The 15,844-nt window shown below is 72.3% G+C and carries 14 protein-coding genes; 7 read left to right on the forward strand and 7 right to left on the reverse strand.

The features are described from left to right. Positions 1-55 precede the first annotated feature (55 nt). The gene (locus tag VE614_RS21570; RefSeq protein ID WP_324939488.1) at positions 56-1,123 is read left to right on the forward strand and encodes a C40 family peptidase; all 1,068 of its coding nucleotides are present in this window, start codon (positions 56-58) and stop codon (positions 1,121-1,123) included. A gap of 120 nt (positions 1,124-1,243) precedes the next feature. After that, positions 1,244-1,876: a hypothetical protein gene (locus tag VE614_RS21575; RefSeq protein ID WP_324939491.1), complete on the forward strand. Its 633-nt coding sequence runs from the start codon at positions 1,244-1,246 to the stop codon at positions 1,874-1,876. 43 nt (positions 1,877-1,919) lie between these two features. Here VE614_RS21575 and VE614_RS21580 read toward each other — a convergent pair whose 3' ends face one another. Beyond that, a complete protein-coding gene (locus VE614_RS21580) occupies positions 1,920-2,660 on the reverse strand; it encodes a response regulator transcription factor (RefSeq protein ID WP_324939494.1) in 741 nt (246 codons plus the stop codon). After that, positions 2,657-3,991: a PspC domain-containing protein gene (locus tag VE614_RS21585; protein WP_324939496.1), complete on the reverse strand. Its 1,335-nt coding sequence runs from the start codon at positions 3,989-3,991 to the stop codon at positions 2,657-2,659. The genes VE614_RS21580 and VE614_RS21585 overlap by 4 nt, the downstream gene beginning before the upstream one ends. A 143-nt stretch (positions 3,992-4,134) precedes the next feature. On the opposite strand from VE614_RS21585, the gene VE614_RS21590 reads away from it, so the two are divergent. Then, on the forward strand, positions 4,135-5,796 hold the full coding sequence (locus VE614_RS21590; protein WP_324939499.1) for a PspC domain-containing protein: 1,662 nt from the start codon (positions 4,135-4,137) through the stop codon (positions 5,794-5,796). Further along, a complete protein-coding gene (locus tag VE614_RS21595) occupies positions 5,783-6,022 on the forward strand; it encodes a hypothetical protein (RefSeq protein ID WP_324939503.1) in 240 nt (79 codons plus the stop codon). The genes VE614_RS21590 and VE614_RS21595 overlap by 14 nt, the downstream gene beginning before the upstream one ends. A 92-nt stretch (positions 6,023-6,114) precedes the next feature. Here VE614_RS21595 and VE614_RS21600 read toward each other — a convergent pair whose 3' ends face one another. From VE614_RS21600 to VE614_RS21610, 3 genes are all read right to left on the reverse strand, one after another. After that, a complete protein-coding gene (locus tag VE614_RS21600; RefSeq protein WP_324939506.1) occupies positions 6,115-6,642 on the reverse strand; it encodes a DoxX family protein in 528 nt (175 codons plus the stop codon). Between the two features lie 177 nt (positions 6,643-6,819). Continuing rightward, positions 6,820-8,112 carry a hypothetical protein gene (locus tag VE614_RS21605; RefSeq protein WP_324939509.1) on the reverse strand — a complete coding sequence of 431 codons (1,293 nt, stop codon included), beginning with the start codon at positions 8,110-8,112 and terminating at the stop codon, positions 6,820-6,822. A gap of 207 nt (positions 8,113-8,319) precedes the next feature. After that, positions 8,320-9,123 carry a class II aldolase/adducin family protein gene (locus VE614_RS21610; protein WP_324939512.1) on the reverse strand — a complete coding sequence of 268 codons (804 nt, stop codon included), beginning with the start codon at positions 9,121-9,123 and terminating at the stop codon, positions 8,320-8,322. A 149-nt stretch (positions 9,124-9,272) separates the two neighbouring features. Here VE614_RS21610 and VE614_RS21615 point away from each other — a divergent pair, with 149 nt between their 5' ends. Continuing rightward, positions 9,273-9,752, forward strand: coding sequence for a pyridoxamine 5'-phosphate oxidase family protein (locus VE614_RS21615; RefSeq protein WP_324939515.1), 480 nt, complete (start codon positions 9,273-9,275; stop codon positions 9,750-9,752). A 20-nt stretch (positions 9,753-9,772) separates the two neighbouring features. On the opposite strand, the gene guaA is transcribed toward VE614_RS21615, so the two are convergent. Beyond that, positions 9,773-11,353: a glutamine-hydrolyzing GMP synthase gene (guaA, locus tag VE614_RS21620; protein ID WP_324939517.1), complete on the reverse strand. Its 1,581-nt coding sequence runs from the start codon at positions 11,351-11,353 to the stop codon at positions 9,773-9,775. Between the two features lie 356 nt (positions 11,354-11,709). Here guaA and VE614_RS21625 point away from each other — a divergent pair, with 356 nt between their 5' ends. Further along, a complete protein-coding gene (locus tag VE614_RS21625) occupies positions 11,710-11,997 on the forward strand; it encodes a chorismate mutase (RefSeq protein ID WP_324939520.1) in 288 nt (95 codons plus the stop codon). Positions 11,998-12,789: 792 nt separating this feature from the next. Further along, entirely contained in the window at positions 12,790-13,836 is a 1,047-nt protein-coding gene (locus VE614_RS21630; RefSeq protein ID WP_324939523.1) for an LPXTG cell wall anchor domain-containing protein, read from the forward strand. A gap of 76 nt (positions 13,837-13,912) precedes the next feature. Here VE614_RS21630 and VE614_RS21635 read toward each other — a convergent pair whose 3' ends face one another. Next, positions 13,913-15,784 (reverse strand): GMC family oxidoreductase, encoded by a 1,872-nt coding sequence (locus tag VE614_RS21635; RefSeq protein WP_324939526.1) that lies wholly within the window; start codon positions 15,782-15,784, stop codon positions 13,913-13,915. Positions 15,785-15,844: the final 60 nt, after the last annotated feature.

Raw genomic sequence — 15,844 nt, forward strand, 5'->3', positions numbered from 1 at the left:
CCCCCCGGCCGTCTGCCGGTTGTCTCCCGGTCGCAGGAAAGGACGTGCAGTCCACGTGGCAGCCCACCGCAAGCCCCGGCGTCGCTCGGCCGGCGGCCATCGAGCCCGTACCGCGGCGACCATCGCGCTCGCGGGCGCGGCGACCGCGACGGCCTTCGACGGGACGGGGCACGCCGAACCGGAGCTGACACCGGCGCAGGTCAAGGCCAAGGTGGACAAGCTGTACCAGGAGGCCGAGGTGGCCACCGAGAAGTACAACGGCGCCCAGGAGAAGACCGACGCGGCCCAGCGGCGGCTGGCGGCCCTGCAGGACGAGGCGGCCCGCAAGGAGGAACGGCTCAACGCGGAGCGGGACGCCCTCGGCTCCGTCGCCGCGGCGCAGTACCGCAGCGGCGGCCTCTCCCCCGCCCTGCGACTCGCGCTCTCCGACGACCCCGACCAGTACCTCGACGGCGCCGCGCTCGCCGAACGGGCCGGCAGCCGGCAGGCGGCCACCGTGTCCCGCGTCCGCAAGCAGCTGCGGGAGATCGAGCAGCTGCGCGGAGCCGCACGCGTCGAACTGGTCTCGCTGACCTCCCGTCAGGCCGAACTGAAGCGGCACAAGAAGACGATCACCGGCAAGCTGGCCACGGCCCGGCACCTGCTGTCCCGGCTCACGGCCGAGGAACGGGCCCGGCTCACGGCACAGGGCACGGGCACGCCCCGCGCCTCACGAGCCGCGTCGGGCCCCCGGGACGGCCTCGCGGCACCGGGCACCTCGGTCGCGGCACCCGACTCCCGGGCGTCCGCGGCCGTTTCCTACGCCTACTCCAAGCTCGGCAGCCCTTACGTCTGGGGCGCCACCGGCCCCGACGCCTTCGACTGCTCGGGCCTGGTCCAGGCGGCGTACCGCTCCGCCGGTGTCTCCCTGCCCCGGACGACCTACGCCCAGATCGACGCCGGCCGCCGTGTCGCCCGCTCCGAACTCCTCCCCGGCGACCTGGTGTTCTTCTACTCCGGCATCAGCCACGTCGGCATCTATGTGGGCAACGGGCAGATGGTCCACGCCCCCAACCCCTCCGCTCCCGTCCGGGTGGCGCCGATCGACGAGATGCCCTTCGCGGGGGCCACGCGCGTGGTGTGAGGGGGCCGCGCGACTCGTGACGGACATGGCATGGGCACGACGGCACGGTAGCGTCGGGCGGCGAGGCGGTGCAGCACCGCTTCGCAGGTCCCCGCAGTTCCGTCCCTTCAGAAGGTCCCGATGCCCCGCTCCCCGCTGCCCCCGCCGCCGCCTCCGCCCCACGTCCGGACCTGGCCGGACCGAACGGCGCTGCTGGCCGACCGGGGCCGAGCGCTCGAGGAACTGCGGCGGCGCAGTCTCGGCGTGCACCGGATCCTCCTGCTGTGGCTCCTGGCACTCGCGGCGATCGTCGGCTGGTCGCTGCTCGTACTGCCGCTCCAGCAGATCGAGGAGAAAGACCCTCTCGGGTTCATCCTCGGCCCGATCTTCGCGTTGCTCGGTCTGGCCTCCCTCGCCCCGTCCGTCATCGCGGTCGTCTTCGCCGTCCGCCGCGACCGCCGGATACGGGAACTCATCGACGCCTGGCTGGCCCTGGACACCCATCCGCCCGTCGACACCCGCCTGCGCTCCCCCGGCCTCAGCCTCTTCTGGATGCTCTCCTCCCTGCTGGTCGGCGCCATCGGTCTGTGGGCGTCCTTCGCCACGGCGGCGCAGGCGGAACCCGGACCGTCGGCCCACGCCGACGTCGTCCTGGGCATGGGAATCGGCATGATTCTCTGGCTGACGGGCCTGATCGGCATGGTGAAGGCCGTACGGCACTACCGGTGGGCGCTGCGGGCCCTGGACCCGGCGGCACGGCCCGGGCACCGCTGAGGCCCCCGCGCCCTGCCCTCGCCGGGGCTCGCCCCGGCGTCCGTCACACCAGGCGCCGTGCCGTCGCCCATCTGGTCAGCTCGTGCCGGTTGGAGAGCTGGAGCTTGCGGAGGACGGCGGAGACATGGGACTCGACCGTCTTCACGGAGATGAACAGCTGCTTGGCGATCTCCTTGTACGCGTACCCCCGCGCGATCAGCCGCAGCACCTCGCGCTCACGCTGGGTGAGGCGGTCGAGGTCCTCGTCGACCGGCGGGGCGTCGGTGGAGGCGAAGGCGTCGAGGACGAAGCCGGCCAGACGCGGGGAGAAGACCGCGTCCCCCTCCTGGACCCGGAAGATCGAGTCGATGAGGTCCGAGCCGGTGATCGTCTTCGTCACATAACCCCGCGCGCCGCCCCGGATGACACCGATCACGTCCTCCGCGGCGTCGGAGACCGACAGGGCGAGGAAGCGAACGGGCCGCTCGGCATCGGCCATCAACGGGGCGCAGCGCCGCAGCACTTCGACACCGCCGCCGCCCGGCAGGTGGACGTCGAGGAGGACGACCTCGGGCCGGGTCGCGGTGATGACGGTGACCGCCTGGTCGACGTCGGCGGCCTCGCCGACGACCTCGACACCGGTCTGCTCGGTCTGGCCGATCTCGGCCTGCACGCCCGTGCGGAACATCCGGTGGTCGTCGACGAGGACGACCCGCGCCCTCCGGTCACCGGCGCCCTGGCCGGCCGGCTCCCCGGCCGGGTCCGCCGCTCCCGCTGTCCCGTTCGCCTCGATCGGATCACTCATGACGTCTTCTCCGCCCTCTCCATCTCCAGCTCGACCTCCGTGCCGCCGCCGGGCACCGCCCGCAGCCGGGCCGTGCCGCCGTTGCGCTCCATACGCCCGATGATCGATTCTCTGACGCCCATGCGGTCGGCGGGTATCGCGTCGAGGTCGAAGCCGGGGCCGCGGTCACGGACGGACACGAAGACCGTTCTGCCCTCGACTTCGGCGTAGACCTGGACGGCGCCGCCCTCGCCACCGTACTTGGCGGCGTTCACCATCGCCTCGCGCGCGGCCTGCATCTGCGCGCCGGTCCGCTCGTCGAGTGGGCAGTCGCCGACGACCACGACCTCGATGGGGACGCCGTGCTTGTCCTCGACCTCGGCGGCGTTGCGCCGCACCGCCTCGCCCAGGGTGCTGGGCTCGTCCTCCTCGTCCTTGCCGGTGCCCTCCGGTTTGTAGAGCCACGTGCGCAGGTCGCGCTCCTGGGCGCGGGCGAGGCGTCGCACCTCGCTCGCGTTCTCCGCGTTGCGCTGTATCAGTGTCAGGGTGTGCAGCACCGAGTCGTGGACATGGGCGGCGACTTCGGCACGCTCCTGGGCCCGGATGCGCATCAGGCGTTCCTCGGAGAGGTCCTGGGTCATCCGCACCAGATACGGGCCGGCGAGCAGGGTGATGCCGACGAGCACGGCGAGGGCGGCCTGCAGCACCGAGCCGAGGTGGGCGGCGGAGCCCTGCAGGACGAAGATGCCGGAGACACCGGCCGTGACCAGCAGCACGCCCGCCCCGGCACGCAGCAGGGTGAGGGTGCGCCGACGGCGGCCGACCTCGACCCAGCGGGCCCGGCGGGCGTTGTCCGCCTGGCGCCAGACCAGGGCCACGCCGGCGCCCACGAGGACGGCGGGCAGCAAGTAGGCCTTGGCGCCGCCGGCCAGATTCACGCTGCTGACGAAGACCATGGCGACGACGACCATGAGAAGCAGCGCGACGATCTGGCCCTTGTCGGGTTTGCGGGTGACGAGTCTGCGCCGGCCGTCGGGCGAGGGCTCGGCGGCGACGAAGGCCGGCGGCCGGTCCGCGTCGACGCCGCCGACGCCGAGCGGCACGAAGAACCAGAACGCGGCATACAGCAGCGCGCCGAGCCCGTCGGCCATGAACAGGCCGACGAAGACCAGACGGACCCAGACCACGGGCAGCCCGAGATGTCCGGCGAGCCCCCGCGCCACGCCACCGAGCCAGCGTCCGTCACTGCTGCGGTAGAGCTTGCGCGGCGGCCGCGGTTCGGTGAGTGGCGCTGCTGCGGTTGCGGCTTCCGGCATGCCATCGATGGTCACACGGTGGGCGGGCCCGGGCATCAGGGTCCATCCCCGAGACTCCCCTGATCTTCGAACGGGCGGACCGTCGCACGGATCCCCCGCCGTGCGTCAGGGGCGATATCAGGGTCCGGCCAGGGTCGTTCCGACTGCCGCTGCGGCCGCCCGGCCGTCACCATGGACACATGACTGATCACCAGCACGCCGCGGACGCCGGGCCCGACGCGGGCTCCGCGTCCGACCCGGCGACCACGGCCTCCGCGGGTGCGGATGCGCGCGCGCACGAGCGCGCGGACACGCACGGGCGGACGGGCGCGCGCGATCAAAAGGAGGCGGCGGCGCGGCTGGACACGAGCGGACAGCCGGGCCCGTCCGACGGGTCGGGCCGGGCCGGAGAGGCGAAGGTGAACGGGGAGACGCCGGCCGGCGGGGCCGAGACATCGGCCCGCACCGCGCAGCGGGGCACGGCCACGGAAACCGGCGCGTCCGGACACACGGACCCGCCGGGTGCCGCGGGCGCCCGTGGCCCGCGGGGAGCCGGGGAGCCGGAGGAGACGGAGGAGACGCGGCCGTCCGAGGGCCTGCGGAGCTTCCGGCGGGACCGGCGGCACAAGATGTTCGCCGGGGTCTGTGCGGGGCTGGGCCGCCAGTGCGACATGGATCCGGTGATCTTCCGCATCACGCTGGCCGTGCTGTCGGCCACCGGCGGCATCGGCCTCATCTTCTACGGCTTCGCCTGGCTCTTCGTCCCGTACGACGACGAGGACGAGAACGAGGTCCGCAAGCTGCTCACCGGCCGGGTGGACGGCCAGGCGCTGGCGGCCGTGCTGTTCGCGCTGGTGGGGTGCGGGGTCTTCCTGTCGATGCTGAACAACGGCGGTGTGCTGACCTTCGCCGTCGTCCTCTCCCTGCTCCTCGCGGGCGCGGGGTACTGGTCGCAGCTGCGCGGCGCTCCCGACCCCGATCCGCTGGCCGTGCAGGCCGTCGCCGACGCCCCGCCGGAGGCCCAGGCGCCGCCCGCGCCCGCCTCCTACTCCTGGTGGCGGGACCCCATCGTCAAGGACGGCACCCACGTCGGCGGCACCGGCTATCTGTGGGGCCCGGGCGACTCGCGCGGCGACGACATCGCGATGACCGTGAGCCTCAGCCTCGACGAGTACCCGCACGGCCGCGAGGCGCGGGGCGTCCCGCGCGAGGATCCGCCCAAGCCGCGCGGCCCGCGCTGGATCGGCGGCTGGGTCTTCCTGCTCGCCCTCGTCGCCGGCGGCCTCGGCACCGGGCTCACCTGGGACCGGCACCCGCTGGGCACCAGCCTGCAGACCGGCTTGTCCTGCGCGCTCGCCGTCTTCGGTCTCGGCATCGCGGTCAGCGCGTTCCTCGGGCGGACGGGAGCGGGGTCGGTGTTCCTGGCGGTCGTCACGGCGGCGCTGCTCGCCGGCTCGGCAGCACTGCCCAAGGACATCGGCACGCAGTGGACACGGACGACCTGGCAGCCGGTCGCGGCGGCGGAGATACGGGAGAGGTACGACCTCGGCACGGGCGTCGGCACCCTGGACCTGTCCCGGCTGGACCCGGCCGAGGGACAGACACTGATCACGTCGGCCGAAGTGGGCGTGGGACGGCTGCGGGTGATCGTGCCGCCGGATGTGACGGTGAAGGCGGACATCGATGTGGGAGTGGGCGACATCCAGTTGCCGGGCGACAAGGCGCAGGACGTGGATGTGGCACCGGGCAAGCACCAGCAGGTGACGCTGAAGCCGAAGGCCGGCACGGAGAGCGTCGGCACGATCGATCTCGACCTTCGGGTCGGGATGGGACAGGTGGAGGTCAGCCGTGCTGCGTCATGAGTTCCAGCCGGGGAGGCTCGTCGCCGGGTTCTTCCTCGCCGTCGCGGGCGTCGTCTACGCGGGGGACGCGGGCGAGGCCTGGGAGGCACCGTGGTTCGTGATGTTCCCCCTCGTGGTGGGCGGGCTCTGCCTGGCCGGCGCGGCGGGCGCCCTGGGCCACTCCATACGTCGCCGGGGCAGGGCCCGGCGACGGCCGCGCGAGCCCCGGTCGACGCCTCGGGTCTGACGGCCGGCCCGGTCCTCCGAGCCGGGGCAGACGGGTGGGGTCCGCTCTCCGTGCCGGTTTGCCCCGGCTTCCCTCCCGAGACCTCCCGCCGGCTACGGGTGATCCCCCGCCCGCTCTCGTCGCCGTGCGCGTCGGGCGGCGTCCAGCGAGAGGTAGGGGGCGCCGGCGAGAACCAGGGGGGTCCAGGCCATGAGGTAGGCGAGGTCGTTGCCGTAGTAGTACGGGTCGGACGCCCAGCTCACGGTCAGCCACAGGCTGAGCGAGATCAGCGCGCCACCGAGGGCGGCGAGGCGGGCGAAGAGGCCGAGGAGGGTGCCGATGCCGACGGCGAGTTCACCGATGGCGATGGCGTAGCCGAAGCCGACGGGGCTCTTCAGGGCGAGGTCGACCAGGGCCGGGAGAGCCGAGGAGTCGCGCACGGTGCGCATCATGTCGCCGACCGATCCGGAACCGCCGTCCCGCAGGAAGGCGCCGTCGGTGAGTTTGTCCAGGCCGGCGTAGACGAAGGTGACGCCGAGGAAGACGCGCAGGGGGAACAGGGCGTAGTGGGTGGCGGTGTCCCGCCAGGTGACGCCACGTGCGGACGAAGTGCGGGTGCCCGGACGCATACCGTGAGTCATCGCCGATCGTCGCCTCTCGCCCGCCCTGCCGTGACCCCTCATCAGACGATACGTACGAAGGAGAGGCCCCGTTCACTCATGTTCCGGCCGGTTCCCGAAGCCGCGGCCCGCCTACGCCCCGTGGTCCTCCGTCGCGTCGACCGACTCCGCTCCCGTCCTCTGCCCGGTCCCCTGCGCCTACTCCGTCACCTCGATCACGTACGGATTCGTCTCCACGCCCGCGGCGGTCACGACCTGCACGGTCACGCGGCCCGGCTCGACGTCGACCGGTACGGGCACGGTGAGCAGGGTGTCGGTGGGGTTGCTGAACCCGCCGGTCACGGGCACGAGTGGCACATGGACGTGCACCGCCCCGATCCGTACGGCCATCCGCGACAGCCGGTCGGCGCCCTGCGCGCCCGGCGGGACGAAACCGGCGCCGCGGATCTCGATGTCCTCGCCGGTGCGGATCGGCGCGTCGAGGTCGCCCGCCTCCCGGGCACGGACGACGGAGAGGATGACGGGACGTCCGCCCTCGGAGTATTTGCCGGCGAGGTAGGTCGCGGCCGAGATCAGGACGACTGCCGCGAGACCCCAGGGCAGGTCGGGCAGTTGGTCCGGGCGGCGGGCCAGCCGCACCGCGCCGAAAACGAGGGCGACGGCGCTGATCACGACGTACTGGAGGTCGGCGAAGCTGCCCCGGCCGGCGTCGTCGGTGAGCAGATCGGCGGCCCGGGGACGGTCCGCGCGGATCTTCTGCAGCCGCTGGGCGAGCACCCGCAGCCCCACCACCCGCCGCACCAGCACGGCGATCGTGCACACGACGGCGAGTACCGTCACCACGCCGGCGCCGCGGGCGAGTTCGAGTCCGGCGATCAGCTCGTCACGCTCGTCGTGGTCCGAGGCGGCCGCCAGCTGCCCGGCCAGGACCAGCACCGCGTAGGCCAGGAACAGCACCCAGGCAGCGGCCACGGCGCGCGACGTGGACAGCCGGTTGTCCTCGCCGATCACCGGCGCCAGCGCCCCGCCGCGGGCCCGGTGGAAGAAGGAGGCCGCCGTCAGCGCCGCGGCCACCACCAGCGCGGCGAGCAGCCCGGCGGTGCGGGCCGCCGTCCAGCCCGCGCCGATCGCGGTGAGCGCCTGCACCAGCAGCAACACCAGGACCAGCGCCCACGCCGTGATCGCCGTACGCCGCCACAGCCGGGCCAGCCAGGCCCCGCCCTCGGCGCGGCTCCGCTCGGCGACGAGCTGGGCGGACTGCGTCAGTTCGTCGGAGACCCACTGCCGGGTCGCCGACGGGGAGTGCGCGACCGCCGCGGGCAGCCCCTGTCCGGCCGCGAACTCGTCGCGTCTCAGCAGGAACGCGGCGACGGCCCGCCGATGCCCCTCGCGTGCCCCGTGCGGGCAGTCCCCGCAGGTGCAGCCGCCCGCGTGGACGACGCCCCCGTACGTTCCGGGCTCCGCACCCTGTCTCGCCTCCTGCACCGCCACGCCCGACGCCCGCCCTTCCCTGCCACCACCCTGCGACGCCCGTACGGCGCCGCCGTACAACTCCTCCGCGACGACAGCGAATTGTGCCCTACACCAGGGCGTCCACGTCCGGCACGTCTGGTCAGGGCGGGTGAAATCGTGACCATCGCGTTGACCCGGCGGGGAGGCTTTCGGTATGGCCGAGATCGTCCAGGGGCCGGGCGGGTCTCAGGTCAGCAGGTCGGGTTCGCGGCGGCTGATGTCCTGCCACAGCGGCTGGTAGTTGATCCAGGCCACCAGGTCGCCGCCCAGCTGTTCACGGGTCACCACCGCCGCCCTGTGGTCGATCAGCACCGGCCGGCCCGCCGCCTGTGCGGTCAGCTGCACCTGGCAGGACCGCTCCATCGTCAGGAACCACCAGGCCGCCGCGTCGACCGAGTCGCCGACGGTCAGCAGTCCGTGGTTGCGCAGCACCAGGGCCTTGCGGGAGCCGAGCGCGGTGGCGATCCGGCGGCCCTCCTCGGTGTCGACGGAGACACCCGTGTAGGCGTCGTAGAGGGCGTGGTCCTCGTAGAAGGCGCAGCTCTCCTGGGTGATCGGGTCGAGCAGGCCACCGAGGGCGGCCAGGGCGCGGCCGTGCACGGAGTGGCAGTGGGCGACGGCGACGACGTCCGGGCGGGCGGCGTGCACCTGGGAGTGGACGGTGAAGGCGGCCTGGTTGACGTGGTAGCGGCCCTCGACGACCTGTCCGTCGGCGTTGGCCAACACCAGGTCGCTGACGGTGACGTGCTTGAACGGCAGGCCGAAGGGGTTGACCCAGAAGCAGTCGCTGAACTCCGGGTCGCGTGCCGTGATGTGGCCGGAGACGCCGTCCTCGAAGCCAAGCCGCCCGAAGATCCGCAGGGCGCCAGCCAGCCGTTCCTTGCGGTGCCGGCGTTCGTCCTCCACCGAGTCGTGCATCGGCGGCATGGCGAACCGGAGCCGGTCGGTGGGCAGGGGCGGGGGCGGAGTGGGCCGGGGCGTCCCGTGCATACGTCCTCCAGCGCTGGGTGGTTGCCGGGTTGCGGTACGGGGCGGAAGGTACCGTCGGTTCAGCGCACGTGGCCAGGCCTTGTCCGACACGCGCGCGTCACAGTGGAAACCGGACAGAAGATGTCGGATTTCGACGCCACACTCGTCGTATGGCAGGAATCGAGAACTGGGGAGCCTTCTCCCGCGCCGAACCCGAACTCGCGAGGACCGTCGAGGAGCGCTTCGGCGCCTTCACCCATCACATCCTCGCGACGCTCCGCAAGGACGGCTCGCCCCGCACCAGCGGTCTGGAGGTGGGTTTCGGCGGCGGTGAGCTGTGGCTCGGGATGATGCCGGGCTCGCTCAAGGCGCTGGATCTGCGCCGCGACCCGCGGTTCGCGCTCCAGGCGAATCCCGGCGAGGGCACCGGGATGGGCGGGGGTGACGTGCGGATCAGCGGGCGGGCGTTCGAGGTGACGGACCCGGAGGCGAAGGCCGCGTACACGAAAGAGGTGGAACCGCCGGAGCCGTTCCACCTCTTCCGCACCGAGCTGACGGAGGTCACACGGACCTACGTGGAGGACGACGAGTACCTCGTCCTCCAGGTCTGGAAGCCCGGCGCTCCCCTGCGCACGATCAAGCGCACGTAGGGGTCACGCGCACGCGGGAGTCACTCCCACTCGATCGTCCCCGGCGGCTTGGAGGTGACGTCGAGGACGACCCGGTTGACGTCCCGGACCTCGTTGGTGATCCGGGTGGAGATCTTCGCGAGGACGTCGTACGGCAGCCGCGACCAGTCGGCGGTCATGGCGTCCTCGGAGGAGACCGGGCGCAGGACGATGGGGTGGCCGTAGGTGCGGCCGTCGCCCTGGACGCCGACGGAGCGGACGTCCGCGAGCAGGACCACCGGGCACTGCCAGATGTCGCGGTCGAGACCGGCCGCGGTCAGCTCCTCGCGGGCGATGGCGTCGGCCTCGCGGAGCAGGTCCAGCCGCTCCTTGGTGACCTCGCCGACGATCCGGATGCCGAGGCCGGGGCCCGGGAAGGGCTGGCGCTGGACGATCTCGTCCGGCAGGCCCAGCTCCTGGCCGACCATCCGGACCTCGTCCTTGAACAGCTTGCGCAGCGGCTCGATGAGCTTGAACTCGAGGTCCTCGGGCAGGCCGCCGACGTTGTGGTGGGACTTGATGTTGGCGGTGCCGGTGCCGCCGCCGGACTCGACGACGTCCGGGTACAGGGTGCCCTGGACCAGGAACTCGACGGCCGGACCCTCGTCGGCGATGATCTCGGCCTGCGCCTGCTCGAAGACGCGGATGAACTCGCGGCCGATGATCTTCCGCTTCTCCTCGGGGTCGGTGACCCCCTTGAGGGCGTCGAGGAACCGCTTCTCGGCGTCGACGACCTTCAGCTGGACGCCGGTCGCGGCCACGAAGTCCTTCTCGACCTGCTCGGTCTCGCCCTTGCGCATCAGGCCGTGGTCGACGTAGACGCAGGTCAGCTGGGAGCCGATGGCCTTCTGGACCAGGGCGGCGGCCACGGCGGAGTCGACGCCGCCGGACAGGCCGCAGATCGCGCGCTTGTCGCCGACCAGCTCGCGGATCGCCTCGACCTGCTCCTCGATGACGTTGCCGGTCGTCCAGTTCGGCTTCAGGCCGGCGCCGCGGTACAGGAAGTGCTCCAGCACCTGCTGTCCGTGCGTGGAGTGCATGACCTCGGGGTGGTACTGGACGCCGTAGAGCTTCTTCTCGTCGTTCTCGAAGGCGGCGACCGGGACGACGTCCGTGGAGGCCGTGACGGTGAAGCCGTCGGGGGCGGCGGAGCAGGCGTCACCGTGCGACATCCACACCGCCTGCTCCTCCGGGGTGCCCTCGAAGAGGGTGGAGGACGAGCGGGAGACGTGCAGGTCGGTGCGGCCGTACTCACGGGCGCCGGTGTTGTCGACGGTGCCGCCGAGGGTCTGCGCCATCAGCTGGAAGCCGTAGCACATACCGAAGACGGGGACACCGGACTCGAAGAGCTGACGGTCGAGCCGCGGAGCGCCCTCCTCGTACACCGACGAAGGGCCGCCGGAGAGGATGATCGCCGCCGGGTTCTTGGCGAGGATCTCGTCGACGGGCATGGTGCTCGGGACGATCTCGCTGTAGACCCGGGCCTCGCGGACTCGACGGGCGATGAGCTGGGCGTACTGCGCACCGAAGTCGACGACCAGGACGGTGTCGGGGGCGGCGGCAGCGGGAGTCGCTGATGACACGGGGTGCCTTCCGGCGGTTGGGCTGGTCCTTGTGCTTGTCGATTCTACCGAGACGGCCATGGACGACGCCCCGTCGCATGCTCCGATCACGGCCACGGCCGGGCGGGTGTGACGAACGCCGCTTGGAAGTGCGCCCGGCGCCCCTGCATACTGGGCGCCATGCTCACGCACCCGACCTTCCTCTTTACCTATGGCAACCGGCCCGCCGGCTGCCATGGTCGTGCTGCTTGAGCTACTGACAAGCGACTTCCCAGGCGCCCCGGGCCGACAAGGTCCGGGGCGCCTGGCGTTTCTCCGGTTCCTGTCGGCTCCGGGCACCCCGTCCCACGCCCGCCCATCGTGATGAGGAGCCCCACATGACCGCCACCGCAGCGGAGAAGACCGGCGCGCGCACCGTCGAGGCCGCCGATGTGATCACCGGCGCCCGTGAGCGCATCGATTCCCTGGACGACCGGATCATCGGTCTGATCCAGGAACGGATGGCCGTCTCGGCCGTCATCCAGCAGGCGCGGATCCGCTCCGGCGGCCGGCGGGTGAACCTCTCGCGCGAGATGGAGATCCTCGGCCACTACCGGGACGCGCTGGGCAAGCCGGGCACGGCGCTCGCGATGACGCTGCTGGAGCTGTGCCGGGGCAAGATCTGAATCCCCGTTCCGTGTACGTACGTACGCATCGGTTCTCACCCGTACGGCGCGTGACCGTCACGCGGGCCGCTTCGTTGGTCCCGGTGTCCGTGCCAGCCAGGGGCGGGCCCGAAAGAACCACGCGTGGCTCGCTGGAGCGATGAGGCGTACGGATCGTGCCGTATGTCGTGGGACCTCGCTCCAGGGAAGTGACCGGACGGCAGGGGACAGCAGCCCGGTCACCCAAGAGACGGCCGGCTCCGGGGACGCCCGGGGCCGGCCGGCGGAATCGAGCAGCCCCGTCCCCGAGCGGCCCGGGCCCCGCATCCCACAGGCCCCGCAGACCTCGCGAACCCGCGAACTCCGCGTCACCTCACACGTGCGGCGCACCCCCCGGCGCCGCGTTCCAGGCACCGGCACGGCCCTGACGCCGGTGCCGGCCGATGAAGGGCCCCGGGGCTCCGTCCCGCGGGGCCCTTCGTTCCGTCCGGGCAGAAACCCCCGCGAGAATCCCCTCAGCACCCCGCGGGAATCCCCTCACACCCCGCGGGAGCCGTCCCCGCACGCTCTCGCCGAGCTGTGAAGCAGCGGCGGAGCCCAACTCCGGGGGGCACATCGCGGGCAACCCGCGGGTAACCCGGCAGGCATCCACATGTGATCCAGGCCACATAAGAATTCTGTGAATCCGAGGACAACCATTCACAGGACTCACGGATCAAACCTGCCGAACCAAGGGTCACACCGTCGCGCCCCACACGCGGACCCACCCCACGCATGCTGCGTCGTCGCAGCACCGGACATCTCGAGGTCTTCATGAAGCTTCGCCGCGCCCTGGTCGCAGCAGCCGCGACGGGAGCGATAGCCCCGCTCGCGCTGCTCTCGGCGCCGGCCGCGTTCGCCACCGGGGGCACGACGTCCCCGACCGCGAGCGCGTCCGCGACGGAGACGGTGTCCGGGTCCCCGTCGCCCACGGCCTCCGCCTCGGCCACCGAGACCGAGCCCGCGCCGAGCGGTTCCGTCACCGGGACGGCGAGCGGATCGGCCCCGGCGCCGACCGGGTCCGCCTCCGCCTCGGCGACCGCCGGCCAGTCCTCGCAGTCCCCGTCGCCGTCCCCGTCCGGCTCCACGTCGGTCTCCCCCTCGCCGTCGGCGAGCGAGTCCGCCGGCCCGGCGGACCCCGAGCTCTGCGCCGGCCCGGACAACGACTCCGTCGGCCTCAGCGAGGACCTGCGCAGCGGTCTGTCCGGCCTGGCCGAGACGATCGTCGCGGGCAGCGGCTGGGAGGACTTCTCCTTCGACGTCTCCAACCGCGGGGACGAGGAGATCCAGAACATCGTGCCGCTGATCGGCGTCGCCGCGGTCGGCTGGGACGAGGAGGACTACTCCGGTGACATCACGGTCCAGGTCCGCGACAAGGCCAGCGGCTCCTGGCAGACCATCGCGAACACCGGCGGCGAGGGCGGCACGTTCCCGGCGTTCTCGCTGGGCGCGGGCCAGTCCGTCTCGTTCCAGATGCGGCTGAGCGTCAGCGGTGAGGTGCCGGACGCGCTCGGTCTGACCGGCGGGTTCGCGCAGTACGCGGACGACGAGGGCTGCTGGATCGCCGACGACCCGAACGGCTGGATCTACTTCTTCGACATCCTCGCCGCCGGCTCCGACGCCGGGGACCCGGGCGACGCCGAGCCGCAGACCGGTGGCATGGCCGACCTCGACGAGGTCAACTCGGTCCAGGCCACCGGCAGCCTCGCCGAGACCGGTTCCAGCTCCGCGCTGCCGCTGATCGGCCTGGTGGGCGGTTTCGCCGTCGTCGCCGGTGCGGGCGCGGTGTACGCGGTGCGCCGCAAGAAGGCCGGGGCGTAAGCCGCAGCGGCCGTACCGGCCAAGAGGGACCTGCGCTCGGAGGGGGGCGCAGGTCCCTCTTCATGTCCGGCGGGGCTCAGACCCCCTGCATCATCGGCGGCTCAGGCTCCATCGGCGGCTCAGGCTCTTTCGGGGCCGCCTCCTCCGTCAGCAGTTCCTGCCCCTCCACCACCGGTTCCTGCTTCCTGGGCGGCACCGCCGGCATTCCCAGGAACGGCAGTCGCAGCGCGCCGAACGCGTCCGCGGGCACGGCCGGTCGCCTCGGCTCCACCGGCGTCAGCCGCTCGTATGCCGCTCCCGGCTCCGGACGCGGGTCGGCCTCGCCCTTGTTCGGCCAGTACGCCATCGCCCGCTCGGCCTGCGCGGTGATCGTCAGCGACGGGTTGACGCCGAGGTTGGCGGAGACCGCGGCGCCGTCGACGACCGAGATGCCCGGGTGGCCGTAGAGCCGGTGGTACGGGTCGATGACCCCGGTCTCGGGGGAGTCGCCGATCGGGCAGCCGCCGAGGAAGTGCGCGGTGAGCGGAGTGCCCATCAGCTCGCCGACGTTCGACCCGGCGAAGCCGTTGATGGAGGCGGCGAGTGCCGAGGCGCCCTCCGCGGCGGCCTTGATCTGCTTGGGATTGGGGGCGCCGTGGCCCTGGCGGGCGGTGAGCAGGCCCTTGCCGACGCCGGACGGCTTCAGATACGTCGTCAGGGAGTTGTCCAGCGACTGCATCACCAGGCCGATGATCGTCTTCTCCGACCAGCGGTGGTTGGACAGCGAGCGCAGCGCGAGCACCGGATGGCGGACGGCGTGGCCCAGCCAGGCCAGGACGCGGGAGGAGCCCTCGGCGTAGGGGACCTGGAGGATGGACAGACTGCCCATCGAGTTGGAGCCCTTGCCGTAGCGCACCGGTTCGATGTGGGTGTTCTCGTCCGGGTGGATGGAGGACGTGATGGCGACGCCGCGGGTGAAGTCGGGCTTCTGCCCGCCGCTGACCTTGCGGTAGCGCCGATCGGTGGTCTGGGCGCCGACCAGGGCCTCGGAGTTGGTGCGGGTGAGCATGCCGAGCCGGTCGGATATGCGCGGCAGCCGGCCGTCGGCCTTCATCCGGTGCAGCAGGGTCTGGGTGCCGTAGGTGCCGGCGGCGAGGACCACCTTCTCGGCCGTGAAGACACGGCCCTTGCCCTTCTTCCTGTCGTCGGTGGGCAGGGTGGCGACCGCGTAGCCGCCCCGGGAGTCCTCGGTGACGGACACGACCGTCGTCATGGGGTGGACGACCGCGCCCGCCTTCTCGGCGAGGTGGAGGTAGTTCTCGTTGAGGGTGTTCTTGGCGCCGTGGCGGCAGCCGGTCATGCACTCGCCGCACTCGGCGCAGGCCCTGCGGGCCGGTCCCGCGCCGCCGAAGTACGGGTCGGCGACCTCCTCGCCGGGCCGCGCCCGCACGCTGCCGTCGGCGTCCTTGCCGTCGCCGAAGAACACCGCGACGGGCGCCGGGTGGAAGGTGTCGCCGACGCCCATGCGCCGTGCGGCGTCCTTGAGATGGACGTCGGAGGGGGTCATCGTCGGGTTGATCCGTACGCCGAGCATGCGCTTGGCCTGGTCGTAGTACGGCCCGAGTTCTTCGTGCCAGTCGGTGATGTGCCGCCACTGGGGGTCGTCGAAGAAGGGTTTCGGCGGAACGTAGAGGGTGTTGGCGTAGTTCAGGGAGCCGCCGCCCACGCCCGCGCCCGCCAGGACCATGACATTCCCGAGCAGATGGATGCGCTGGATGCCGTACATGCCGAACTTCGGCGCCCAGAGGTAGTTCTTCAGGTCCCACGAGTTCTTCGGCAGGGTGTCGCGGGTGAAGCGGCGGCCGGCCTCCAGGACGCCGACCCGATAGCCCTTCTCGGTCAGGCGCAGGGCGGTGACGGATCCGCCGAAGCCGGAACCGACGACGATGACGTCGTAGTCGTATGGCACGTGCTCTCCTCGTTGAGAACTGCCGGTGAGGGGCCCGGCGCGGCGGGCCGGGCCCCGGTG

Source organism: Streptomyces sp. (genome assembly GCF_035645055.1).
In the GTDB taxonomy this organism is placed as follows: domain Bacteria; phylum Actinomycetota; class Actinomycetes; order Streptomycetales; family Streptomycetaceae; genus Streptomyces.